We start from the raw sequence: 25376 nt of genomic DNA, 5'->3' as shown, positions 1-25376 counted from the left end.
ATTTAAAACTATACCGCACTGTACAGTTTTGTTACTTTATCTATCTTTCCCAATTGGCAGATATCTTCCCGGATTGGCATCGACAGCCAGGCACTTTATTTCACCTCAAAAGGACACGTTAATGATCCCACATAACACTGCAAGTCCGCAGACACCGGAGAGTGTCCTGGCGTTAGGAAAAGACGGACGCATCGATGGAAAAATCGCGCTGGTGATCTGTGCAGGTCGGGGAGCTGGAAGAGTTCACGCCATGCTACTGGCATCTCGCGGCGCTAACGTTATTGTCGCCGACAGCAGCCTCAACGACGGCGAACACACCGCCGATGCAATTCGTTCAGCGGGAGGACGCGCCATTGCCGTAGCGGTCGATGTCGCCGTTAAATCTCAGGCAGAGATGTTGGCAAAGTATGCCTACGGAATATTTGGCGGACTAAATATCCTGATCAACAGTGCCGGTTCAACCTACGTGCTTTGTGACCTTGAAGAACAGTCTGACCATCCGCTTGAGACATTCCTTACTCACAATATTAACGGCTCTTCGTGTTCGGTTAATCAATGCGTTTCCGGTGGGTAGCAGGCAGCTTCGGCAGTGGGAAATAATCACCACTGCCAAGGTAAATACTCATCAAAAAGCCAAAATAACGCGTTCAATATACTGCGCTTGGACTCTTGATCGCTGAAAGACCCAGGTTGGATCTAAAATCTTCTCCAAAATAGTCTTCATCAATCAACTGCCTTTTTCTAAGCTCCGGTAATAATCCGTTTAGCAATAAGTCTTCCTGATCAGGCTGACCCAGTCCGTGCAAAGAAATAACGTCAAGCACGCCTGCGCGATAGCGCTCCTCAATAGCATCTGCCAGCGTTTCAGGCGTTCCCGCCACGTACCAATGGCCCGTTTCCTGCGCCTGAATAATCAATTCCCGCAGCGTAAGCCCTTGCAGCGCAAAGCGTTTGAAAATGTCTGCTCTGCCGCGACGACGATTAATTAATCCCACCTCTGGCAAAAACTTCGGTGGAATGGGCTGATCCAGCGCGAAGTCACGCAGGTCAATCTCACCGCCCAGCATATCAGCCACTTTCAGCTTGCCCTGCTGGTAGTCGATGCGCTCATGTTTTTCACGCAGACGACGCGAAACGTCTGTCGCACTTTCACCAATCACCGAGTGAAATGAATTCATGATTAACGGCTTATTCTCATGACGACCATAGGCATTGGCGTGCTGATGGACACGCTCGACAAAGCCCAGCGCGTCGTTAAGCGTGGGCTGCGAGGTGTAGATAACCTCGGCATAGCGCGCACCTAGAATCAGCCCCTCATCCGACTGACCTGCCTGAAACTGCACCGGACGGTGCTGCGGTGACGGCGGCACGTTTAGCGGGCCTTTCACCTGAAAGAAGGTTCCGCGGTGATCAATCGGATGCAGTTTACGCGGGTCTATGCTGATAGAACCGCTGCTGGCGCGCCGCACTGAAGTGGGATCGTTAGCATCAAACAGCGCATTAATGACCTCGATGAACTCCGTGGCGCGTGCATAGCGGGTCGCGGGATCCGGCAGCGAGATATCGCCAAAGTTCTCCTCCCCCACTGATGAGGTGACGGCATTCCAACCTGCACGACCGCCGCTGACGTGGTCCAGAGTTCCTATCAGTCTGGCAAGATTATATGGGTGCTGGTAAGTGGTCGAGACCGTAGCAATAAGGCCAATATATTCAGTGACCTGACTGAGTGCGGCCAGCGCGATGATTGGATCCTGACTGCCAGTAGATCCTGCCAGCCCATCCGGGTCGGCCTGAAGCAGGTCGGCGGTAAACAGGCCCGTTATTTTCTCTTTTTCGGCAATTTTGGCGAGCGAGGCTGCGCGCGCAATACCAGAACGACGCTGGTCATCATTCGATGCATAGACCACGCTCCCTGCCCCTACCAGGGTCTTTAGACGCCTGCGAGTTTGGTTACTCAAACTGAACTCCTTTTTTCACTCAAAAGTAGGTTTCAAAATAGAGATTAGAGATTTTTAAGCTACGAAGAAAAAAGCATTTTGTTTCTACAAAAAATAATAAGTCTGCCATTTCCATCTATGACCTTTTATCGCTATGCATAGCAATATTCGTTATTTCATCTTCCTTTTGATTTGGTTTGTTATGAGCCTAATCGCATCTTTTAAGGTGTATTCCACACTGATGCGAACCGCAAATCAAAAATAAAAAAGGAATAAAATATGTACAATAATCGCCGAGTTAGCGCCGTGGCGTTAGGGCTGTCATTCGCCCTGTTAACAGGGAGTGCCTCCGCTTTGGCCGCCGAAAATGCGCCAACTCAGGGTGGGACGCTGATTTATCTCGAACAGCAGGCACACACCAATCTTTATCCCCCCGCGGGCGGTTTTTACCCCAACGGCGGCATCCTTAATCAAATTACTGACAAACTGACCTATCAGAATCCACAGACTTTGCAGATAGAGCCGTGGATTGCCGAGTCTTGGACCACCAACGCCGACAAAACCCAGTACACCTTCACGTTGCGCCCCGGAGTCACCTTTTCGGACGGCACGCCGCTGGACGCCAACGCAGTGGCCAAAAACTTCGATACCTATGGCTTGGGCAATAAAGAGCATCACCTGCCGGTTTCAGAGGTTATTAACAATTACGATCACAGCGAAGTTATCGACCCTCTGACGGTTAAGTTTTACTTTAAAAAACCGTCGCCGGGATTCCTGCAAGGCACCGCGACCATCGGCTCAGGGCTGGTTTCGCTGAGCACATTGGCTCGTAACTTTGATGCCCTCGGCGATGCTCGCCACATTATCGGTTCAGGACCTTTCGTGGTCAGTGCAGAAACGCTGGGCCGCGAAGTCGATTTAACCGCGCGCAAAGACTACAACTGGGGGCCTAAAAACCTCAAACAACAGGGCCGTGCCAATCTTGACGGCATAAAAGTGATCGTCACTGGCGAAGACAGCGTCAGAATTGGCGCACTGCTGGCCGGTCAGGCTGATTTTATTCGTCAGGTGCAGGCCTATGATGAAAAACAGGCCGCAGAGAAAAAATTCCCGATTTATGCGCCCTCAACGCGCGGCGTCAACGATGGCATCTCATTCCGTCCTGATAACCCGCTGGTGGCCGAGTTGAACGTTCGCCAGGCGCTGCTGCACGGCGTTGACAGCAAACAAATTGTCTCCACCCTGTTCTCCCCCAACTATCCGCAGGCCACTTCGGTCATCGCCGCGTCGGCTGCGGGCTACGTCAATCTCAGCGACAAACTGAAGTATGACCCTGCGCTGTCTAAAAAGCTGCTCGACGAAGCGGGCTGGAAACCCGGTCCTAACGGCATTCGTCAAAAAGACGGCAAACCGCTGGCGCTGACCATTTATGAGTCTCTGCCACAGCCGCAGAACAAAGAGGTTTTGCAGTTAGTGGCCCAACAGTGGAACCAGATTGGCGTCAAATTAACGATTCTGGCGGGTGACGCAGGCAGCCGAGTCGCCGACAGCCTTGACCCGTTGAAAACGCCGGTCAACGTGGTGGAAGTGGGCCGCGCCGACCCTGATGTCATCAAAAGTGAATTTTACCCCACCAACCGTGATGCCCTGCTCCAGCTTGGCGGCCTAAGCAGCAAAGTGAAAAGCTTTAAGGACGACAAGCTGAATGCGCTGCTGGTGGATATCTCGGCCGAAGTTGATCCGCAAAAACGTCTGGCGCTGGCCGGCGATGCGCAGCGCTATCTGCTGGACCAGGCCTACGATATTCCGATCTTTGAGGAGCCGCAGGTGTTTGCCGGTGCGCCTTATCTGCACGACGTGAGTTTCGAAGCCGTGGGTCGCCCAAGCTTCTACAGCGCGTGGCTGGCCAAACATTAATATCCGGAGTAGACGATGAGCCGATATTTTAGCGGACGCATTGGTCAGGCCCTGCTGGTGCTGTGGGCGGCATTTACCCTGTCATTTGTGCTGCTGCAGGCGCTGCCAGGGGACGCCATCCTTATCAAGTTTCAGGATCCATCGATGGGCCTGAGTCCGGCGCAAATCGAAGAGATGCGCGCGGCGTACGGCGCGGACCTCCCTCTGTGGCAGCAGTATCTGCACACGCTCGGCAGCTTCCTGCACGGTGACTTCGGCTTTTCGATTCAGGCCGGCGTTCCCGTGACTGAGCTGTTGGTCAGCAATTTCCCGCCGACCCTGCGCCTGGCGGTACTCGGCTTCCTGCTGGCGGTGGCACTGGCGGTATTTATCGCCTTCGCCTCTAACCTGCTGGCGCTGCACTGGCTGAAGTCTGCGCTGCTGGGGCTGCCTGCACTGTTTATTTCAGTTCCCACCTTTTGGCTGGGTATTGCGCTGATCCAAGTGTTTTCATTTCGTTTGGGATGGATACCGGTTATTAACCCCGGCGAGTGGCTGGGGCTGATCCTGCCGGTGGTCACGCTGGCGGTGCCTATCAGCGCCCCGCTGGCACAAATTCTTATCCGCAGCATCGACAAAGTACAAACCCAGCCTTTCGTTTCCGTTGCCCGTGCCAAAGGCGCGAGCCGCAGCCGAGTGCTTTGGCGTCACGTCGCGCGCAACGCCATGCTGCCCGCGCTGACGATTGCCGGGCTGCTGTTTGGCGAGCTGATTGCCGGTGCGCTGGTCACGGAAACGGTTTTTGGTTTGAACGGCATCGGTCAACTGACACAGCAGGCGGTGAATAATCAGGATTTAGCCGTGCTACAGGCAATTGTGGTCATTTCCGCCACCGCCTATGTGGTCATCAATCTGCTGGTCGACTTGGTTTATCCGCTGCTCGACCCACGCTTGAAACCGTCCGTCGGAGTCACCTCATGAGCAGTTTACCGTTAAGTAAAAACAACAGCGCCGACAATGCCCAGCTGGCGGCGTTTCCTCCGGCTTCATCGCGGCGTTTTACCCGTGTTCAACCTACGCTGATTTTGGCGTGGGTTGTGATATTGGTCGTTATTCTATGGGCGATTGCGCCTCAGCTATTTACCCCTTATAGCGGCACTGAAGGTATTGCCGGTGCTCAGCGACTGGCCCCGGGTGCTGGCCACTGGCTGGGCACCGACCAACTGGGTCGTGACCTTTATGCGCGCATTGTCTACGGTGCATCGCATTCGCTTTCCGGCGCACTGGTTGCGGTGTTCTTGGGCCTGCTGCTGGGTAGCACTTTGGGATTGGCCGCTGCTTCGATAGGCGGCATGACCGACACCGTGGTTATGCGTATTGTCGATGTCCTGCTGTCGATCCCTAGCCTGCTGCTTTCTCTGAGTGTGATTATTCTGCTGGGGTTTGGCACTGTACACGCGGCGATTGCCGTGGGGATTACTTCGATTGCAAACTTTGCCCGGCTGGCGCGTTCTGAGGCCGTTTTAGTGCGTCAAAGCGATTACGTTGAAGCTGCCTATGGCAGCGGCGGTACCTTTATATCAGTGCTGTGGCGTCACATTCTGCCCAACTCACTGACCTCAGTCATCGCTTTCTCGGCCCTGCAGTTTGGTAACGCCATTCTGTCTATTTCAACGCTGAGCTTTCTCGGTTATGGCACACCGCCGCCAACGCCAGAGTGGGGGCTGTTGATCGCCGAAGGCCGCAACTATATCTCAACCGCCTGGTGGCTTACCACCTTCCCCGGCATCGTGGTTATCCTCACCGTTTTGGCCGCTAACCGCATCAGCCAGTCATTTCGGAGAACACGCTAATGAGCCAGGCAAAGTTTAACTCAGTCCTCAATGCGCCGCAGCCGGTGCTTGAGCTAAAAGATGTCTCGATTGTTTATCGCAGCGGCCACCAGTCTACCCGTGTAGTCGAGCAGGTTTCGTTTTCGATTTTGCCAGGTGAAGTGGTGGCATTGGTCGGTGAATCGGGTTCGGGTAAAACAACCACCGCGCAGTCGATCATTGGATTGCTGGCCGAAAATGGCCACATCGAGAACGGCAGTATCTTGCTCAACGGCACCGATATCAGCCGCTGGTCCTCACGCCGCCTCGACAGCCTGCGCGGCTCAAGCATCAGTCTGATCCCCCAAGACCCGACCAGTTCGCTGAATCCGGTAAAAACGGTCGGTGAACAGGTCGCAGAAGTGCTGAAGATTCACCGCAAAATGTCGCGCAGGGACCGCGATGCCCGCGTGGTTGAACTCCTGACCCGCGTCGGCCTGAGTCATCCCGAACAGCGTGCAAAGCAGTTTCCGCATCAACTGTCAGGCGGCATGAAACAGCGCGTGCTGATCGCCATCGCGATTGCGCTACAACCGGCGCTGATTATTGCCGATGAGCCTACCAGCGCGCTGGACGTGCGGGTACAAAAACGTATTCTCGACCTGATTGACGAACTGCGACTCGAATTTGGTACCGCCGTGCTGTTTGTCACCCATGATTTGGCGCTGGCTGCCGAACGTGCCGACCGCCTGCTGGTGTTCCGCAAGGGAAAAGTTCAGGAGCAGGGCATTACCGCCGAGGTGCTGCGTTCGCCAAAAAGTGACTACACCCGTCAGCTGTTTACCGATGCGCCAGCGTTAACCCCGCGCACTGGTTCAGCACTGTCCCGCCCTGCCCAGAGCACCGAGAGTGCCATTGTGGTTCGCAACGTCAGCAAGCATTTCTCACTTGGCGACAAAAATGCTCCGGCGTTTCGCGCACTGGACAACGTGTCGTTTCAGGTCACGCGCGGCACTACGCACTCGCTAGTGGGGGAGTCAGGGTCGGGTAAAACCACGCTGGCGCGCCTGCTGCTGGGATTCCAACGTCCCGACGGCGGCCAGCTGTTTGTTGACGGCGTAGATATTGCCCTGCTCTCCGGCGAAGCCCTGCGTCAGGCGCGCAGGAAAATCCAGCTGGTTTATCAGAACCCGTTTGCCTCGCTCGACCCTTCACAAACGCTGTTCAAAGTGATTGAAGAGCCTCTGCTCAACTTTTACAAGCTTAGCCGCGAGGAGCGTCAGACACGGGTACACGAAATAGCCGACCGTGTTGCGTTGCCGATTGAGCTACTACAGCGCAAACCGCACGAACTTTCCGGCGGCCAGCGCCAGCGCGTGGCCTTGGCGCGGGCGCTTATTCTTGAACCGCAGGTGCTGGTGCTCGACGAAGCCACCTCGGCGCTGGACGTCACCGTGCAGGCACAAATTTTACGTTTGCTGGTGCAGCTGCAGCAGGATTTAGGTCTGACCTATCTTTTCATCTCTCACGACCTGGCTACCGTACGTCAGATTTCACACAGTGTATCGGTGCTCAATCAGGGAAAACAGGTTGATTATGGCGACGTTGAATCCCTGTTCTCTGCCCCTACCGATGCTTACACCCGGGAACTTTTAAGCGCCATTCCGGGGTTTTCGCCTTTGCACGTTGCAGAACGTTCAGCAACCAAGGAGTTTGTATGAGCCAAGCGGCCTCTAAAATTAGCCCTAAACGACTGGGATTCTTTACCCGCCTGTTGGACGACACAAGTCCGCAGGAGCGCTACCGCCTAGCAACAGAGCAAATTGCCCACGCCGAGCAGCAGGGATTTGACTCGGCTTGGATAGCGCAGCACCACTTTCATCGCGATGAGGGCGGCCTGCCCGCGCCGCTGGTTTTTCTTGCCTACGTGGCGGCCAATACACGCCACATTCGCCTCGGCACCGGCGTGATTACGCTGGCAATGGAAAATGCACTGCGCGTGGCTGAAGATGCGTCGGTGCTGGATTTACTCTCCGGTGGCCGCCTGGAAATTGGACTCGGCTCCGGCGGGACGGCTTCCTCGTTTATCCCCTTTGGCTTAAATATTGACACGCGCGGTGAGGCCTTCGGGAAAAACCTCGACATTCTGCGTCACGCCTGGGCTGGCAAGGCGCTGGAAGGTGAAGATAACCAGCTTTATCCACCCGCCCAGCAGTTAAACCGACGCCTGTGGCAGGCCACCTTCTCACCCGAAGGCGGTGCACGTGCGGGTGCTGCGGGCGATGGCCTGATGCTGTCACGCACCCAGCCACGCCCTGAGGGACAACAGGGTTTACCGCTGGACGTGCTACAAAACAGAATTATTGACGCCTATCTTGAGGCACTGCCCGCAGGCGTTGAGCCGCGCATTCTCGGTTCACGCACCGCGTTTGTCAGCGACGACGCCGATGAGGCAAGAAGACTGGCGGCAAAAGGATTACAGCGACAGGCTGACGGCGCACGTGCGGCCGGAAATCGCTTTAGCGGCAATACCCTCGATGAACACATCGCCGCCTTTGACGTGCATCTGGGCACCGCAGATCAGGTTATCGCCTCTTTACAGCGTGATACCGCACTCGCACGCGTCACCGATTTGGCGTTTCAGGTGCACTCAATCGATCCACCGCATCCGTATATTTTGCGCTCCATTGAGCTTATCGCCAAAAAAGTGGCCCCAGCGCTGGGCTGGGTTCGCCGCACGCCAAAAAATATTGCCAAACCGCAACCACTTCATCAGGAACTCTCAAGGGAAACGCTATGACTTCTGCATTTAATCACACCGACCTGCTGGCAACGCTTGCAGAAATCGAGCCAGAATCAGCGCTTGCGCAGGCGCGTGACACCCGTGATGCGGCCACCGAGCACACGCAGGGAAGCTACAACGCCCTGTTCAACAGTAACGAAAATCTCAACGACTTCCCTCTGCATGAACGCCTGTCGCTGGCGCAGCAGATTGCCCGCTGGCACGGTGACATTCAGCTGGGCGCACATTACGCGGAACGTCTGAACGCGTTGCAGTCAGATGCTTGGGTCTCGCGCAGCCGCCAACAATCGGCACTGGCGCACGCCGAGCGGCTGAGCTTTAAACCAGCCAACGCCACCGCCGAGCATCTTGAGGAGCTACAGAAAGCCGGTTGGACGTTAAATTCCATCGTGACACTGTCACAGCTGATTGCTTATGTTAGTTTCCAAAGCCGCCTGCTTCGCGGTTACCGCCTAATCAACGGTAAACCTACCGAAGATAATGGCCCACATTCGGTCGGTGCAGCTTTTTGGCGCACCGATGCTAAGACGCACTCAGGGAAAAAGGCGCCAAAGGCCTTTACTCAGGACGAACTGAACTGGGAACCGTGGATCGCCTCAAAACCTTTAAAAGACTTCAATGCCGAACAGCAGGAAACACTGGCGCGCTTTGGCCACTCAGACTCCGACTACTTCCGCCTGCTGGCGCGAAATTTACCGGTGCTGGAGCAGCGTACGCTGACCGACAAAGGCATTTTCTTCACCCCGGGCGGTCTGCCGCGCAAAGACCGTGAACTTGCCGCCGCAGTAGCCAGCAAGATTAACGGCTGTATTTTCTGCGCCTCCGTACATGCCCGCAAAGCAGCACAGCTGTCGAAAAATCCAGAAGCAGTTCAACGGCTGCTGGACACGCCGCCGGGAGATATTTTAAGCCACGGTCAGGAAGCCAGATGGCAGGCAGAAATCGACTTTTCTGCCGCGCTTTCCGCTACGCCTGCCACGGCCAACGCGCAGCAAATTCAGCAACTGCGAGCGCTGGGGTTGAGCGACCTCGAGCTGCTGGATCTTGTGCAATCCACGGCGTTCTTCGCCTGGGCAAATCGATTGATGCTGACCTTAGGTGAGCCTTTCGAAAAATAAGAAAAAAAAACAAAAACAGGGTTTTATAAACTTTTATGGAGTCGTTAATGAAGATAAGCAAACAGCAATGGAAATTAAACCAGGTTGCCAAACTGGGTTCGGCCTTGATATTAGTGATGGCGGCAGGCCCGTCATTTGCCGCAGAAACGCCGGTCCAGGGTGGCACACTCAACGTTGCGCTGGGCAGCGACACGCCGATTATTGACCCGTCAATTACCGGTCAGTCGGTAACGGCGCTCATTGACCGCAATGTGGTGGACTCGCTTGTGGGTCAGGCGGAAGATAATCGTTTCACCCCGTGGTTGGCCTCTAGCTGGGAGGTGAATGAAAATCACACCGACTACGTGTTCCATCTTCGCAAAGACGTGACCTTCAGCGACGGTACTAAGCTGAACGCCGACGCGGTGAAATATAATCTGGAACGTATTCTGGATCCTAAAACCACCTCGAGCTACTCCAAGTCTCTGCTCGGACCAATCAAAACCATCACCACCCCGGATGAGTACACCGTTGCTATTCACTACGACACGCCGTTTGCCCCGCTATTGCAGGGATTAAGCCTACCGTATCTGGGCATTCAGTCGCCAACTTATCTTAAGAATACCCCGAACACCACGAATACCGTGGTCGGTTCCGGGCCGTTTATCCTCAAGTCGTTTGTTAAAGGCAGCGGCAGCCAACTGACCCGCCGCGCGGACTACCAGTGGGGACCCGGCTACGCAGCACACACTGGCCCGGCCTATCTTGAAGCCATTAACTTCAAATACCTGCCGGAGTCTTCAGTGCGTCTTGGTGCGCTGACCAGCGGTCAAATTCAGGCGATTGACGCCGTGCCACCGGTGAACGCCAAAACGGTGAAAACCAATCTGGCGCTTGACGTAAAAACCAAAGAGAATCCGGGAATTGTGCGGGTGCTGTACCTCAACACCTCCAAGGGTCCCTTCACGGATCTGAAAGTGCGTCAGGCATTTCTAACCGCTGTCGATCCAACGTCAGCAGTAAAAGTGGCGTTCTTTGGCACGGTTAAAGCGGCCAATAACGTACTGGGTCCACAAACGCAGTATTACGACCCGACGGTTGCCAAACTGTGGGGCTTTGATTTGAGCAAGGCAGAGAAGCTGCTCGACGAAGCGGGTTGGACCAGCAAAGACGCCGCCGGTATTCGCACCAAAGACGGCAAACCGCTGACCGTTGATTTCGTGTATGACCCGACAACGCTTGAAAGCTCCGACGTCACCTTATTCCAGGCAATTCAATTCCAGGTTAAAAAAGCCGGTATCGATCTTAAGCTGGATCCGGTTGATTCTGGTGGCTTTACTGACAGAACCAACAACAACCAGTACGACGTAGTGTCGAACTTCTATGTGCGCGCCGAGCCGGACATTTTACGCACCGTGTTCCACTCAAACTACACGCCGCCTAAAGGCTCAAACTACAGCCACATTAGCGCACTGGATGCCAAACTGAGCGAAGCCGTTGGCGCACCGGACGCAAAGCGTAAGCAGCTGTATTCCGACATTCAGCATCAGATTATCAGTCAGGCGTACGTCGTGCCTCTTTACGTGCCGGCTTATCAGCTGGGCATTTCCAAAAAGGTTCACGGTGTCAGTTGGGCAACCAACGCCAAGCCTAATTTTTATGATGCCTGGCTGAGCCATTAATATGCTTTGGACTGCAACACAACGTCTTTTCACCATCTTGGCCGTGCTTTGGGGCGCGGCCACCCTCACGTTTATTGCTCTGAAGATGATACCCGGTGATCCGGTGTCTATTCTCAGCGGCGGTGCCAACGTGGTGGACGATGCTTTTCGCGCCCAGCTGACCCATGAGTTCGGGTTGGACCAGCCGCTGTGGCTGCAATATTTGCACTACTGCGGTCAGGCCTTGCTGGGCAATTTTGGACAGAGTTATCAATATCGCGAGCCGGTGATCGGCGTGATTATTGATGCCCTGAAACAAACGCTGGTACTGGCCGTGAGTGCTTTAGCCCTCGCGCTGGTATTGGCTATTCTCAACGCGCTGGCAACCGCCGGGCGCTGGCGCTATCTCAGAACCCTCTTTGCCGGTCTGGAGCTGTGTCTGTTGAGTACGCCGGTTTACTGGCTGGGCATTATTCTGCTCAGCGTGTTCAGTTTTCAGATGCACTGGTTCCCGGTGATGGGCAACGACGGTTGGCGCTCACTGGTGCTGCCAGTTATTACCCTCAGCCTGCCGCTGGCTGCAATACTGAGCCAGATTCTGCGCGACGGTTTGGAAGAGGCTCTCTCACAGCCGTTTGCGCTGACGGTGCGCGCTCGCGGTGCAGGGGAAACGCACCTTCGCCTTCGTCACGGGCTGCGTCATGCGGCATTGGCGGCTTCGACGCTGACCGGCACCCTGCTGGCCAACGTGCTTAGCGGGTCCATTCTGACTGAAACGGTATTTGGCCGCGCGGGGATTGGCAAAATCACCCTGCAGGCGATTGCCAGTCGCGATATGCCGCTGGTGCTGGGGGTAGTGATGCTTTCAGCCCTGCTCTTCGTGGTTATTAACCTGCTGGTGGATGCTGCCTATCTGGTAGTCGACCCGCGTCTGCGCAAAAGGACCCCTTGAATATGAGCAGCGATCCTTTACTGGTGTTTTCGCGCCAGTCTATTAAACAGCGCAGTGGTAATCCGTGGCTGTTACCTAAAACCTTGATACCGGCGGCCGTGGTGCTGCTGCTTTTTCTGACCGTCATCTTTCCGCAGTGGTTCACCCCGCTAAAGCCCGATGATATGGACATGGATGCCGTACTCGCCGCACCCACTCTGCACCACTTATTTGGTACAGATTCGCTGGGGCGCGATGTCTTTGCCCGCGTCGTTTACGGCTCCGCGCTGTCACTCAGTATTGGCCTCGGTGCGACTGCCATTGCCTGTGCCGGAGGCATGGCGCTGGGTCTGCTCACCGCGCTGGCGCCGATGGCTATCCGACGCGTGCTGGTGCGCCTGCTGGATATTTTGCTGGCTTTCCCTGAGCTGCTTTTGGCTCTGCTGGTGATTGCGGTACTGGGACGCGGGCCAACCAACACGCTGCTTGCGGTAGGGTTATCCGGCATTGCCAGCTATGCCCGCCTGCTTCGGTCCCAAGTATTGCAGGTGAAGCTTTCGGGGTACGTCGAACACTCCGTAGCGCTGGGCGAGTCGTCGTTAAGCATTATTTTTCGTCATATTTTACCCAACACGCTGCGGCCACTGCTGATTTTGGCCACCATTGGCGTGGGCCAGTCGGTACTCACCGCGTCGTCACTCAGCTTTTTAGGCCTTGGCGTGGTGCCGCCCACCGCCGAATGGGGTGCGCTGCTGGCCGACGGCCGCGATTATCTTGATGTCGCGCCGTGGATAAGCCTGCTGCCAGCAACCGTGGTTGCGCTGTCGGTTATCGCCATCACTTTGTTCGGACGTCGTCTGCAAACTATTTTGGCAAAAGGGGCCTAAACGTTATGACCTTCAATACGAACGCCTTTACTCCCTTGCTTATCGTTGAAGACTTGCAGGTTGATTTTCATCAGCAGCAGGGAAACGTTCAGGCGGTAAAAAGTATCTCGTTTCAAGTGAACCCAGGTGAAATAGTGGCGCTGGTCGGCGAATCCGGTTCAGGAAAATCGGTTACCGCCCGCACGTTGGTCGGTCTGGCGGGTGACAATGCTAATGTGCGCGCACGCACCCTGAGTCTCACGGCGCATGATGGAAGCCAAAAAAACCTTTTAACACAAAGCACCGCTGACTGGCAGGCGCTTCGCGGTCGAGAAATCGGCTTTGTTTTGCAAGATGCTTTGGTTTCACTGGACCCGCTGCGCACTATTGGCCGGGAAGTGGCCGAACCGATGCTGATTCATCGGCTTTTCGCGCGCAGCCAGGTGGCCGCACAGGTCTTGTCACTGTTATCTCAGGTGGGTATTCCAGACCCGCACAATCGAATTAACCAGTATCCGCATGAGCTGTCGGGCGGATTACGCCAGCGCGCGCTTATCGCCTCTGCGCTGGCGGGCGGACCAAAACTGCTGATTGCCGATGAACCCACGACGGCGCTCGACGTGACGGTTCAGCAGCGTATTTTGGACGTATTTCGTAAATTGGCAAAGGCTGGTCACGGCGTTCTACTGATAACCCATGACCTGTCGGTAGTGGCTCAGGTCGCGGATCGCGTAGTGGTGATGCAGCACGGGCAAGGCGTTGAAAGTGGCCCTGCGGCAGAAGTGTTGGCGGCACCGGTGCATCCTTACACTCGACGGCTGCTGGCGGCCATTCCCGGCGCGAGCACCCGCGGTCGCTGGCTGTCGGGTGAGCCCCCGCTGCCGGATGTGCCCTTAACGACACAGGAAAATGCGACCCAACGCCGCCGGGAGAGAGACGTCGCCGCGTTAGATGTTCGCAGCGTGTCGGTCGATTTCAGCCGACCCGATGGCGTGAAGCATAACGCGGTAAATCAAGTATCGCTTCAGCTGGCATGGGGGGAAACGCTGGGGTTGGTAGGTGAGTCTGGTTCGGGTAAAACCACCCTCGGCAAAGTGGTGTTGGCGCTGCAAAGCGCGCACCGAGGCGAAGTGTGGCTCGCGGGTAAACCCTGGAGCAGCCTTCGTGAAGTTGAGCGTCGGCCTTCACGCGGACGGATCCAAACCATTACTCAGGATCCGCTGGGTTCGTTTGACCCGCAGTATACGGTGGAGCAGATTATTCAGCAGCCGTTAAAACTGCGAGCAAACCTGTCTCCCGCCGCGCTGCGCGCCAGAACGCTTGAACTGGTAAAACTGGTAGGCCTGCATCCCGATCTGCTGCTGCGGCGTCCTCAGGCGCTGTCTGGCGGTCAGCGGCAGCGGGTTTCAATCGCTCAGGCGCTGGCTTCTGATCCAGAAATCTTGGTATGTGATGAACCGGTTTCCGCGCTCGACGTTACCACTCAGGCGCAGGTGCTGGACCTGCTGATGGCACTTCAGCGCAAACTGGGCTTGGCGATGCTGTTTATTTCACACGATCTCGGCGTGGTGCAGCACATGAGTCATCGAATTGCGGTAATGAAAGACGGGAAGATAGTTGAAACCGGAACGACTGAGGAGATAGTCGCCTCGCCGAAACATCCTTACACTCAAACGCTGTTGGCCAGTCTGATGGTGGCATGATGAATACGGGATGGGGTAGCGTTATATGCTACCCCATTCTAGCTTTCCACCGGTCGGGGGAAAGGTTCACCGTAGTAGTACAAATACTGAGGAAGAGGCCAGCACGGTTTAGCTTTTAGCCGCGCTCACCGGCAGGACAGAACCGTGGTATTTCTGCTGAATAAATTCTGCCACCTGCGGTGATTCTAAATCTTTCGCCAGACGTAAAATTCGCGGGTCCTCCGCCAGCTTTTGCGAGGTAACCAGAATATTGGCGTAAGGATTTCCCTTCGCCTTCTCCAGACCCAGTGCATCTTTGGCGGGATCCAGTCCTGCCTCAAGCGCAAAGTTGCCGTTGATAACCGCCAAGTCTACGTCCGGCAGTGCGCGCGGGATCTGCGGAGATTCAATCTCCAGTATCTTTAGGTGCTTTGGATTACCGATAATATCCAACGGTGTTGCCAGGCCTTTCAGGTCGGGTTTTAGCGTAATCAAGCCCTGATCCTGCAGCAAATAGAGGCCGCGGCTAAGATTGGTTTCATTATTCGGGATAGCCACTTTGGCTTTATCAGGCAGCTGGCTGTAGTGCTTGTATTTACTAGAATAAATACCCAGTGGCTCAATATGCACCTCGGCAGCCACGGCAAATTTAACGCCCAACGCCTTCTCCTGCGTCGCTAAATAGGGACGGTGCTGAAAATAGTTGGCGTCAATATCGCCGTGAGCCAACAATTCGTTGGAGTTCACGCCGCTAGGAATTTCAATCACCTTCAAATTCAAATCCGGATCGATTTTTTGCACATAGGCAAGAATTTCAGCATGCGGCACCGGATCGGCCGCCACGCGCAAAGGCTCAACGGCATAGGCCGATACGGACGAAACCAGCACCGCCGCAGCAGTAAGAGGCAAAACAAAATTTTTAATCATGCTTATAGATCCCAGTAATGTTTTTATAAATGACGGGTGACAAAAAAAATCGCTTCACTTCATTGTCAAAAAAAACTCAACATTGAATCAAGTGATGCTTTTTTGTTATAAGTCAGAGCATTACACAGGCCAAAAAAGGGTACTACCAAGAAAAATTGCTAAGCGTCTCAGGAAAATGCATAAGCTTTGTAGGTCGTTATTTTCCTTATGCCGCCTGTTCACAATGCTTATCAGGATATGTTACTCGTCACCGGCAGGACCCGCTGTTAACGTCGAATTCACATCTAAAAAGGGAGTTAACAATGAGTACATCTTCTTCGTTACCGGTGGCGATTGTGACCGGTGGAACCAGCGGCATCGGCCTGGCGGTGGTGCATAATCTGGCTAAAGATCATCAGGTTTACGCATTAGGCAGAAATAAAGACAGTCTTGTGCAACTGCGTTTACTGCAAAACGTTGAGGCGGTGGAGATTGATTTACTGGATTTTGATGCACAGCGGCAGTTCATTAACCGGTTAGCGAAAATTAACGTGCTGGTGCATTCCGCCGCCGTCTCTGAGCAAACTACGGTAGAAAAAGCCACACCGGACGTCTGGCAGAGGCAATTTTCAGTTAACGTATTTGCTCCCGCTGAATTAACCCGTCTGGCGCTGCCGGCGTTGCGCGAGCAGAACGGCCAAGTGGTATTTATCAATTCGGGATCGGGTACGCTGGCACTGCCGGGCCACACGGTGTATTCGGCGAGCAAGTTCGCGCTTAATGCGCTGGCTCACGCCCTTCGCGGGGAAGAAAGCGCCAACGGGGTACGGGTAGCTACGGTATCACCCGGCCCAACCGATACGCCAATGAACCGCAACAGCCGTCAACGAGCGGGCAACTTCGCAGAAATCGACCCGCTGGAATACAGCACGCCGGAGTCGGTAGCCAGCGCGATTCGTCTGGTCGTTTCTGCCAGCGAAGACACACAGATTACCGACGTTAACGTCAGGCCTCGCCACGACAAGGCCAAGCGCTAATAGTGCGTTTCACCTCGCGTGCCTAAGCCATCCCTGAGTTTCAACTCATAAGGCGCTGTCGATATCCGTTGCAAGAGTGATTAATTTTTGCTCTTCAAGCTGCTGCAAACGGTTATTCAGCGCTGCATGAATCGAGGCATAGGCCGTACTCCCGAGGGCAAGGCGCTTTGGCATTATTTTCGCATCTACGGCGGCAATTATGGCCGCCACCGCTTTTTGAGCATCACCGGTGATAGGGAATTTTTCGCCGTCTACGGCGCGCCTGACCTCCCCGGCGGGCGTATTGTCATAGCAACTCATGGGTGTTGCTCTCTCCAGCCCTGCGGCAAAATTTGTTCCGGTGGGACCAGGTTCAACCAGCATGAAATCGATGCCCAACGGTGCAACCTCCTGCGCTACCGATTCAACAAAACCCTCAATTCCCCACTTGGTGGCGTGATAAAGGCTAAAGTTCGGATAAGCTATTTGGCCGCCTTCCGATGAAATCTGCACCACGCGTCCCGCTTTTTGTTCGCGCAAATAAGGCAGCACGGCACGGATCAACTGAATCGATCCGGTAAGATTGGTGGCGATCTGACGTTCAATCTGTTCGTCGCTGAGTTCCTCAGCCGCGCCAAACAGGCCATAACCGGCGTTGCTTACGACCACATCAATATGTCCTACATTCCTAAAGGCTTCTTCCACTCGCGATCTCATCGCTGGGATGTTTGTCATATCCAGCGTAAGTACCTGCAAACACTCGCCAAATTGCTCAGACAGGGCATTAAGTGTGCCTGACTTACGCAGTGTGGCGATAACCCGGTCTCCTCGTTCAAGAAGACGTTCGGTTAATAGACGGCCAAGGCCGGTGGATGTTCCCGTTATGAACCAAGTTTTAGACATCGTGTTTACCTCTGTAAGAATAATTTGGCTTTGAGGTATAGATGTTAAGCCTTGTTTATTGTTACGTTAATGACCAATAAACCGCACCTACAGGTGAAATAATGTCACCAATCAATCGTCCCACGCTGGCAGAGCTTAGAGCCTTCATGGCCGTTGCCGAGTACAAAAGCTTTCGCCGCGCGGCGGACATGCTCGGCGTGACGCGCTCTTCGCTGAGCCACGTAATGAAAACGCTGGAAGACACTTTGGGCACGCGGTTGCTGCATCGCACCACCCGCAGCGTCTCGCTTACCGAAGCAGGAGAAAGGCTAATGAACAACCTTGAGCCGCTGCTTAACGGGCTGAATGTTGCGCTCGAAAACGTTTCTGGAGATCATAATCACCTCATTGGCCGACTGAGAATTAATGGTAATGAGGGCGGGATTCGCATTCTGCTCGCCAGCATCGTGCCGACGTTCATGCAGCGTTATCCTCACGTAGAACTCGACCTGGTGGCCGAAGGGTCGCTGGTTGATATTGTTGAAGCGGGCTTTGATGCCGGGATTAGACTCGCGGAGGCGGTGCCTAAAGATATGGTCGCGGTGCGGTTGGGGCCAGAGGTGCGCTTTCTTGCCGTCGCCTCCCCTGATTATTTCGCGCGTTGCGGCACGCCAAACGTGCCCGACGACCTGTTGCAACATCAGTGCCTTCGCCAGAGGCTGCCGAGCGGTAAGCGCTACCGGTGGGAGTTTCTCAAACACGGGCAGGAAACCGCGCTGGATGTGCCCGGAATGCTGACCCTAGATAACCTGCAGTTAACGCGCGAGGCGGCCATCGACGGTCTAGGTATTGCCTATCTGCCGGACAGTTATGCTAACGAATCGCTGTCTAACGGCGAGCTGGTCGCAGTGTTGCAAGATTGGTCTCCCACTATTGCGGGTCTGTGCCTCTACTTCCCGCAGAATCGCCATATGCCGGCGAATCTGCGCGCACTCATCGATATTATCCGTGAAATTGATGCCGCAACGCGGTAAGATTCATCAAATTAATTAACATTTTTTCTACAAATTTTGCGCTTTAGCATCCGTGGGTAATGCAACTGTCCGCGCAGTTAGATATTTTAAGAAACAAATTCGCATCGCAGTCTGGTGTTGACAACATTACAATGGTCGGCAGTAAGCTGACACACTTGAAAAGTTTCCCGTTTACCAAAAAGAGACAAGTAACATGACCCAACTAAACAAGAAAATCCCTGCCACGCTAATACCAGGTGATGGTATTGGACCGGAAGTTGTTGAAGCGACTGTCAGAGTTCTCGATGCGCTTGGCCAACCTTTCGAATGGGATGTTAAGCAGGCAGGCGTTGCCGGTGTGGAAGCGGAAGGGGATCCGCTGCCGGCAAGTACGTTAGCCAGCATCCGCGAACGTCGTTTAGCGCTGAAGGGTCCGCTTGCTACGCCAATCGGCGGTGGGTTCCGCTCTTCTAACGTGCGTCTGCGCGAAGAATTTGAGCTGTATGCCAACGTACGTCCTGCCAGCACCCTGGTCCCGGGCCGTTTTGAAGACATCGATCTGGTGCTGTTCCGCGAAAACCTGGGCGGTTTCTATGTCTCGCACGAATACTATATTCCGGTAGGCGATGACCCTAAAGCGGTTGCCGTTTCAACCGGCATGAATACCCGTGAGGGAAGTAAACGTATTGCTCGCTATGCGTTTGAATATGCCATTAAAAATAACCGTAAAAAAATCACTATCGTACACAAAGCCAACATCCTGAAAGCGCTGACCGGCATTTTCCTGGAAGCGGCTCGTGAAGTGGCCAAAGAGTACGAAGGCCGTGTTGAAGTTGACGATATGATTGTTGATGCCTGTGCGATGCAGCTGGTTCTGAACCCGTGGCGCTTCGATATGCTGCTGTGTACCAACCTGTTTGGCGACATTCTTTCTGACCAAATCGCCGGTCTGGTCGGCGGTCTTGGCATGGCTCCAGGTGCCAACATCGGTAAAGATGTGGCTATTTTCGAAGCTGTTCACGGCACAGCTCCGGATATCGCAGGTAAAGGCCTCGCTAACCCGATCTCCTTGCTGCTGGCTGCGGCCATGATGCTTGACCACGTTGACATGAAAGACAAAGGCGATCGCCTGCGTGCTGCAATTTATGCAGTATTGAACGAAGACAACATTCGCACCGGCGACCTCAAGGGTACGGCAACGACCCGCGAATTCACCGACGCAATTTGCCGTCGTCTGGCTGACTAAGCCTGCGCACAGCGTTACCCTGCCCTGTTAATGTCTTAACGGGGCAGACTTATCCCTTCAAAGTTTGCTCCCTCACTCTTTTCCTTGCCCTTAGGCCGTTCACCACAATCTTAACATTTTCGTTAAACCTCACCCAAGCAGGTTCAAGGGGGATATAATTCAAGTATCGCTATATATTTAAATACATAGCGAAACTTGACGATACATTCCGGTACATTGCGGTGCATCAGGCTCCAAGGCAGCCGCGACCTATTGAGGTTTTACTATGCTAATCCTTATTCTCGCCTATTTTGGCGGCATTTTGACCATCGCCAGTCCCTGCATTTTGCCGGTATTGCCTTTCGTTTTTGCTCGCTCCGACCAATCTTTTCTGAAATCAGGTTTACCCTTGCTGGCCGGAATGGCGCTGACATTTACGCTGGTTGCCACGCTGGCCGCAGTAGGCGGAGGATGGGTTGTGCAGGCAAACCAGTACGGACGCTGGGTTGCACTGGTGCTGATGGCATTTTTCGGCGTCACGCTGCTGTTCCCGCACATTGGTGACAGAGTGATGCGCCCGCTGGTCTCGGCTGGTAACAAGGTAAGTGAAGCGGCGACCAGCAGTAAAAAATCGCCAATCGGCACCTCTTTCCTGCTGGGTATTGCAACCGGGCTGCTTTGGGCGCCGTGTGCAGGCCCGATCCTCGGATTAGTACTCACTGGCGCAGCGCTGCAAGGGGCTAACGTCGGCTCAAGCCTGCTGCTGCTGGCCTACGCCGCGGGCGCCGTGACCTCCTTAATGCTGGCCCTGCTGATCGGTGGCAAAGTTTTCACCGCCATGAAACGCTCTTTGGGTGCGGGGGAATGGATACGCCGAGGTATTGGCGCAGCGATGCTGATAGGCGTGGTGGCCATTGCACTGGGTCTGGATACTGGCCTGCTAACGCGTCTCTCCAATCAAACCACCAGCGGCATCGAGCAAAAGCTGGTCGATAAATTGGGTTTAAGCCGTACAGGGAGTCAATCGCCAACCGCCGCCGACGAAAATGGCACCCCGGTGTTAAGTGACCTTGGTCCGATGCCTTCTCTAGACGGTGCCGTTCAGTGGCTTAATTCGCCACCGCTGACCCCGCAGGCGCTGAAAGGCAAAGTGGTATTGATAGATTTTTGGACCTATTCCTGCATTAACTGCCTGCGCGCCCTGCCGTACGTTAAGGCGTGGGCGGATAAATACCGCAGCGAAGGACTGGTGGTTATCGGTGTGCATGCCCCAGAGTTTGCCTTTGAGCGCAACGTTAATAACGTGATTCAAGAATCTAAAAAGTTGGGCATTGACTACCCGATTGCGATTGATAATAACTACAGCATCTGGCGCGCCTTTAATAACCAGTATTGGCCTGCTCACTACTTCATTGATGCCAAAGGCGAGATTCGCTATGAACACTTTGGCGAAGGCGAGTACCCCCAGTCGGAGCGCGTTATTCAGCAACTGCTTAAAGAAGCCGGTGCTAAAAACGTCAATACCTCAATCAGTCAGGTACAGGCAAAAGGCGTAGAACAAGCCGCCGGTCAGGATAGCGACATCTCACCTGAAACCTATCTGGGTTATATGCGTTCACAGCATTTTGCCTCGGACAATAAGGTAACCGATGCACCGGCGGACTTTACCATTTCAGACCCTCTGGACCTCAACGAGTGGGGCCTGCAGGGAAACTGGACCGTGGGTGATGAAAAAATAACCTTAAATAAGCCTAACGGACGCATTACCTATCGTTTCCACGCGCGCGACCTTCATCTCGTATTAGGTCCACAGGAACAGGGTAAACAGATCCGCTTTAAGGTCACCCTCGACGGTAAAGAGCCTGGCGAGATGCACGGTTCGGACATCTCCGCCAGCGGCGAAGGCGTGGTGACCGACCAGCGGCTCTATCAGCTCATTCGTCAGCCGGATGCTGGCGGTGAGCACAGCTTTACCATCGAGTTTCTTGATGCGGGGGTAAACGCCTACGCCTTTACCTTTGGCTGATTGCGGGATCTGAGAGTCAACTGACAAGCGCGCAGAAAGGGACTTCTGCGCAACGCTTATTGACGCAGTTGCTGAGCGTAATGTGCTGGCGCCATACCGACATAGCGGGTAAATGCGACACTAAATGCGCTGGCAGAACCATAGCCCACGCACTCTGCAATATCCCCCATGCTGCCTTCTTTGTTTTGCAGCATCTTTCTGGCCAGCGCCATTCTCCAGGCCAGCAAATACTCCATAGGCGCCACGCCAACGGCTTCTCGGAAGCGCTCAAAAAAGCTTGAACGAGACAGCGCCGCCTCTTTTGCCAGCTCCACCACCGTCCATCTACGCCCCGGCGTTTTATGCATTTGCCGTATCGCTGCGGCAAGACGCTCGTCGGCTAATCCGCGTAAAAGTCCCGTGGAACCTGCGGTTGCGGTCATTGAGCGAAGCGCTTCTATCAGTAGAACCTCCAAAAGGCGCAGCAGAACGACGTCACGAGCAGGTCGGCGCTCTCGGGTCTCATCAGCCACCAGTTGAACCAGCGTTGAAAGCCTTTTCTCGCCACGAACCAGCACCAACTGCGGCAGCAGTGAAACCAGCAGCGCCGCATCCGGCGAGCCAAACTGACAATACCCAATCAGCAATTGCACCTCTGGCTCCCCCTCGGGAGAACCTATCCGGTAGACGCCCTCAGGATGCAAGGTTGGGAAACTGCTGACTTCTTTAGACAGCTCGGGAGGATAACTTGAGGTCGAAAAATCCGATGCTGCCGGGATAAGCACAAAATCACCCTTTTGCAGGGTAAGTGGCGGTTGCCCATTGATCTCCAGGCAGCAACATCCTTCCAGAATCACACCATAAAACGGCTTTTCGCTTTGCGTACGATGTACGCGCCATATTCCTGCGCCGTGGACGAGTTTCGAAAAAGGGGCCTGAGGTTGGAGCAGCGTAACCACCTCGGCAAGAGGATCGTTCATAACCGGACTCCAACGAATGAAAACTGGACTTTGCAGTGTATTAAGTACGGCCGATGGCGCGTAGAGTCAAGTTCTAACGATTTATCTTCAGGAGTTATAATGAAAACTGTGCTGATTACTGGCTGTTCCTCTGGCTTTGGGTTAGAGACCGCAGGCTATTTCTTAAAACAAGGTTGGAAGGTCATTGCCACTATGCGTACCCCGCGTGAAGACCTGCTGCCGCGCTCCGAACACCTGCGCCTGCTTGCCCTTGATGTGACCGACGCAGAAAGTATTCACCACGCGGTTGAAGCCGCCGGTCCCATTGACGCACTGGTCAACAATGCGGGTATTGGCTTGCTGAGTGCTATCGAAGGTACCTCGATGGATCTCGCACGTGATATTTTCAACACCAATACCTTTGGCACAATGGCGCTGTGTAAGGCGTTTATTCCACAGTTCAGACAGCGAAAATCAGGGGTGATTATAAACGTGACGTCTACCGTCACACTAAAACCGATCCCGCTGCTTGCCGTTTATACCGCCAGCAAGGCCGCGGTTAATGCCTTTACAGAATCGCTGGCGCTCGAACTCGCGCCTTTCAATATTCGAGTGGGTCTGGTGCTGCCGGGGTTGGCTCCCTCCACCGATTTTGGCAAAAATGCGGCATCGAGAATGCAAAACGTCTTCCCCGAGCCGTATGAGGCTTTTGCCGCGAATTTTTTTGCCAACGCTAAAAACACTGCCGTTGTTACCTACGCGGCCGACGTGGCGCACGCGGTGTGGCAGGCGGTAAACGACCCTTCAGCCCCCATGCGCATCCCCGCCGGTGCCGACGCCGTTGCACTTGCCGCACAGAGCCTTTAGTGCATTGAGAGTAAAGTCAGTAATACCGTTAACCCGAAGCCAATAGTTAGGCTTTGGGTTAATCGTCCGAGAAAAAACCGTAACGCCGTTTTATCAAAAAACTACACCACCGCATCCCACAGCAAAGAAACTCCGGCAATCAGCAGCATGGCGTCAATCAACCGATTAAAGACATTTTCTGAAAGTCTGAGCACAAATCGTCTGCCTATCAGGGTGCCCATAATCAAGGTGCTACCGACCAAAATGCCGCAAATAAATACCGATGCGGGCAGTGCGCCGATAGCTTCAAAGGTTGAGGCTTTGGCCAAATAGATAGCAAAAGAGGCGGCGGCTTCGGTAGATAACAACGCGCCTTTCACTAGGCCGTATCCGGCAAATATAGGGATCGTTATCGGACCGGTTGAGAACACCACGCCGGTCAAATATCCGACCACCGCCCCGACTAGCGCCAACTGGACACTGTTCAACGTGAAGGCCTGTGTTTTTGCCCATCGACGCAGGGGAATTAGCAGCAAAAAGAACAGTCCGATACAGAGGTTTGATAATTCAACCGGCATGACCCATAGCGTGTTTGCCCCCAGAACAGCCGCAGGAATACCGGGGATGGCATACAGCATAAATGCTTTATAATTAATCTCTTTACGCCATAAAATCACCCGCGAAACGTTGCCCATAATGGCGGCAATCGCCATGATAGGAATAGCTGCCTTGGGGCCAAAAGTGTAGGTCAAAGCCGGTAACAGCATGATGGATGCCCCCGTGCCGACCACGCCGCTAAGGGTCCCAGCCAGAACCCCAATCAAGATAATAACGAGATACATCACCGCATTTATTTCCTATAAGTCTTCATTTAAGCGATGTTAGCGATTAAAAAATTACAATACTCGTGCTAAAACATCACATAACCGTGACTTTAAAGGACAGTAAATGCACCCTCTTCCTCCCCTGACAGCGCTGAAGGCTTTTCTGGTTGCCTGTCATGCAGGCAGTTATACCGCAGCGGCCAAAGAGCTGTGCATCACTCACGGCGCGATAAGCCGTCAAATTCAGGTGGTTGAAAAGTGGTTTGGGGTAAATTTATTCAGTAAGGAGGGTCAGCGTCGCGTGCCGACCCCCTACGCCTTGACGCTGGCCCGTGAACTCGGTAGCGCCTTTGACACGCTTTCTGATATTGCGCTGCGTTATGGAAACGGCGGGCGGAATAATGTGTTTAACATCAGCGTGCCAACTACCCTGAGTTTAAAGTGGCTGCTCCCACGAATTGACGATTTTTACGCCCGTTACCCACAGGCTAATTTGCAAATATCCACCGCCAATACCGAACAGCTGCATATTATCGGTCATTATGACCTGTTAATTCGTCGAGAAATCAGCGCGGTGGAGTATTCGGCCATTGCGTTCTTGCAGGACCAGCATTGTCTAATGGCCTCACCGGAACTGCTTAAACGCTATCCCATTGAGAAACCAGCAGATGTTTTGTTGTGCCCACGGATTGAGACGTTGACTCGCCCAGGCCACTGGAATCAATGGTTTGCCGCGGCGGGCCTGCAAAAAATGCCGGTAAGCGGTTTTAGACGTTACGATCATTTTCACGTTTCGCTGCACGCGATGCTTGAAGGGATTGGCGTCGGTCTAGGACCGGTCAAGACGCTGTCTACCGAAATTGCGCGTGGTAATCTTGTTCCGCTGTTTACACAAAACACCGTGGCGCCGTGCCTGTATCAGGCGCTGACGCCAGTTGGGGTGCAGAAAACCGTTTTACACCAAGATTTTGAACGCTGGCTGGTCAATCAGGACGGACTCTCTGAGGAATAATAAT

22 protein-coding genes are annotated in these 25376 nt (G+C 54.2%); 17 read left to right on the top strand and 5 right to left on the bottom strand.

Annotated elements, in window-relative coordinates; genetic code table 11:
* Positions 1-121: 121 nt before the first annotated feature.
* On the top strand, positions 122-574 hold the full coding sequence (locus BS639_RS13290; protein WP_084983314.1) for an SDR family NAD(P)-dependent oxidoreductase: 453 nt from the start codon (positions 122-124) through the stop codon (positions 572-574).
* Positions 575-647: 73 nt separating this feature from the next.
* On the opposite strand, the gene BS639_RS13285 is transcribed toward BS639_RS13290, so the two are convergent.
* Positions 648-1958, bottom strand: coding sequence for an NtaA/DmoA family FMN-dependent monooxygenase (locus BS639_RS13285; RefSeq protein ID WP_084983313.1), 1311 nt, complete (start codon positions 1956-1958; stop codon positions 648-650).
* A 258-nt stretch (positions 1959-2216) separates the two neighbouring features.
* On the opposite strand from BS639_RS13285, the gene BS639_RS13280 reads away from it, so the two are divergent.
* The 10 genes from BS639_RS13280 (at position 2217) to BS639_RS13235 (ending at position 14705) form a co-directional block, all read left to right on the top strand.
* Positions 2217-3854: a TIGR04028 family ABC transporter substrate-binding protein gene (locus tag BS639_RS13280; RefSeq protein WP_055780549.1), complete on the top strand. Its 1638-nt coding sequence runs from the start codon at positions 2217-2219 to the stop codon at positions 3852-3854.
* Positions 3855-3869: 15 nt separating this feature from the next.
* Positions 3870-4814 (top strand): ABC transporter permease, encoded by a 945-nt coding sequence (locus BS639_RS13275; RefSeq protein ID WP_055780551.1) that lies wholly within the window; start codon positions 3870-3872, stop codon positions 4812-4814.
* The gene (locus tag BS639_RS13270) at positions 4811-5686 is read left to right on the top strand and encodes an ABC transporter permease (protein WP_084983312.1); all 876 of its coding nucleotides are present in this window, start codon (positions 4811-4813) and stop codon (positions 5684-5686) included. The genes BS639_RS13275 and BS639_RS13270 overlap by 4 nt, the downstream gene beginning before the upstream one ends.
* Entirely contained in the window at positions 5686-7365 is a 1680-nt protein-coding gene (locus BS639_RS13265; RefSeq protein WP_084983311.1) for a dipeptide ABC transporter ATP-binding protein, read from the top strand. The genes BS639_RS13270 and BS639_RS13265 overlap by 1 nt, the downstream gene beginning before the upstream one ends.
* A 17-nt stretch (positions 7366-7382) precedes the next feature.
* Positions 7383-8444 (top strand): putative FMN-dependent luciferase-like monooxygenase, encoded by a 1062-nt coding sequence (locus tag BS639_RS13260; protein WP_173882098.1) that lies wholly within the window; start codon positions 7383-7385, stop codon positions 8442-8444.
* Positions 8441-9565: an alkylhydroperoxidase domain protein gene (locus tag BS639_RS13255; protein ID WP_084983309.1), complete on the top strand. Its 1125-nt coding sequence runs from the start codon at positions 8441-8443 to the stop codon at positions 9563-9565. Before BS639_RS13260 ends, BS639_RS13255 begins: the two co-directional genes overlap by 4 nt.
* A 116-nt stretch (positions 9566-9681) precedes the next feature.
* The gene (locus BS639_RS13250) at positions 9682-11226 is read left to right on the top strand and encodes an ABC transporter substrate-binding protein (protein ID WP_233427673.1); all 1545 of its coding nucleotides are present in this window, start codon (positions 9682-9684) and stop codon (positions 11224-11226) included.
* 1 nt (position 11227) lies between these two features.
* Positions 11228-12157 (top strand): ABC transporter permease, encoded by a 930-nt coding sequence (locus BS639_RS13245; protein ID WP_084983307.1) that lies wholly within the window; start codon positions 11228-11230, stop codon positions 12155-12157.
* A 2-nt stretch (positions 12158-12159) separates the two neighbouring features.
* Positions 12160-13023 carry an ABC transporter permease gene (locus BS639_RS13240; protein ID WP_055780572.1) on the top strand — a complete coding sequence of 288 codons (864 nt, stop codon included), beginning with the start codon at positions 12160-12162 and terminating at the stop codon, positions 13021-13023.
* A 5-nt stretch (positions 13024-13028) separates the two neighbouring features.
* Positions 13029-14705 carry a dipeptide ABC transporter ATP-binding protein gene (locus BS639_RS13235; RefSeq protein ID WP_084983306.1) on the top strand — a complete coding sequence of 559 codons (1677 nt, stop codon included), beginning with the start codon at positions 13029-13031 and terminating at the stop codon, positions 14703-14705.
* A gap of 108 nt (positions 14706-14813) precedes the next feature.
* On the opposite strand, the gene BS639_RS13230 is transcribed toward BS639_RS13235, so the two are convergent.
* Positions 14814-15611, bottom strand: coding sequence for a MetQ/NlpA family ABC transporter substrate-binding protein (locus BS639_RS13230; protein WP_084983305.1), 798 nt, complete (start codon positions 15609-15611; stop codon positions 14814-14816).
* Between the two features lie 302 nt (positions 15612-15913).
* Between BS639_RS13230 and BS639_RS13225 the strand changes: the two genes are divergently transcribed.
* A complete protein-coding gene (locus tag BS639_RS13225) occupies positions 15914-16627 on the top strand; it encodes an SDR family oxidoreductase (protein ID WP_084983304.1) in 714 nt (237 codons plus the stop codon).
* Positions 16628-16672: 45 nt separating this feature from the next.
* On the opposite strand, the gene BS639_RS13220 is transcribed toward BS639_RS13225, so the two are convergent.
* The gene (locus BS639_RS13220) at positions 16673-17509 is read right to left on the bottom strand and encodes an SDR family oxidoreductase (RefSeq protein WP_084983303.1); all 837 of its coding nucleotides are present in this window, start codon (positions 17507-17509) and stop codon (positions 16673-16675) included.
* A 101-nt stretch (positions 17510-17610) separates the two neighbouring features.
* Here BS639_RS13220 and BS639_RS13215 point away from each other — a divergent pair, with 101 nt between their 5' ends.
* The 3 genes from BS639_RS13215 (at position 17611) to BS639_RS13205 (ending at position 21752) form a co-directional block, all read left to right on the top strand.
* Complete coding sequence (locus BS639_RS13215; protein WP_055780594.1) at positions 17611-18522, top strand: LysR family transcriptional regulator; 912 nt, start codon at positions 17611-17613, stop codon at positions 18520-18522.
* 193 nt (positions 18523-18715) lie between these two features.
* Positions 18716-19747 carry an isocitrate/isopropylmalate dehydrogenase family protein gene (locus tag BS639_RS13210; RefSeq protein ID WP_055780598.1) on the top strand — a complete coding sequence of 344 codons (1032 nt, stop codon included), beginning with the start codon at positions 18716-18718 and terminating at the stop codon, positions 19745-19747.
* Between the two features lie 265 nt (positions 19748-20012).
* Positions 20013-21752, top strand: a complete 1740-nt coding sequence (locus tag BS639_RS13205) for a cytochrome c biogenesis protein DipZ (protein WP_084983302.1) — start codon at positions 20013-20015, stop codon at positions 21750-21752.
* A 56-nt stretch (positions 21753-21808) separates the two neighbouring features.
* Here BS639_RS13205 and BS639_RS13200 read toward each other — a convergent pair whose 3' ends face one another.
* On the bottom strand, positions 21809-22711 hold the full coding sequence (locus tag BS639_RS13200) for an AraC family transcriptional regulator (RefSeq protein WP_084983301.1): 903 nt from the start codon (positions 22709-22711) through the stop codon (positions 21809-21811).
* 99 nt (positions 22712-22810) lie between these two features.
* Here BS639_RS13200 and BS639_RS13195 point away from each other — a divergent pair, with 99 nt between their 5' ends.
* Entirely contained in the window at positions 22811-23557 is a 747-nt protein-coding gene (locus tag BS639_RS13195) for an SDR family oxidoreductase (RefSeq protein ID WP_055780606.1), read from the top strand.
* Between the two features lie 101 nt (positions 23558-23658).
* Here the strand turns inward: BS639_RS13195 and BS639_RS13190 are convergent, their stop codons facing one another.
* Positions 23659-24378, bottom strand: a complete 720-nt coding sequence (locus BS639_RS13190) for a sulfite exporter TauE/SafE family protein (protein WP_084983300.1) — start codon at positions 24376-24378, stop codon at positions 23659-23661.
* Positions 24379-24484: 106 nt separating this feature from the next.
* Here BS639_RS13190 and BS639_RS13185 point away from each other — a divergent pair, with 106 nt between their 5' ends.
* Positions 24485-25372 carry a LysR substrate-binding domain-containing protein gene (locus tag BS639_RS13185; protein WP_084983299.1) on the top strand — a complete coding sequence of 296 codons (888 nt, stop codon included), beginning with the start codon at positions 24485-24487 and terminating at the stop codon, positions 25370-25372.
* Positions 25373-25376 lie beyond the last annotated feature (4 nt).

It is taken from the genome of Rouxiella silvae (genome assembly GCF_002093625.1).
GTDB lineage: Bacteria > Pseudomonadota > Gammaproteobacteria > Enterobacterales > Enterobacteriaceae > Rouxiella > Rouxiella silvae.
This window is presented reverse-complemented; position numbering and strand designations above follow the sequence as displayed.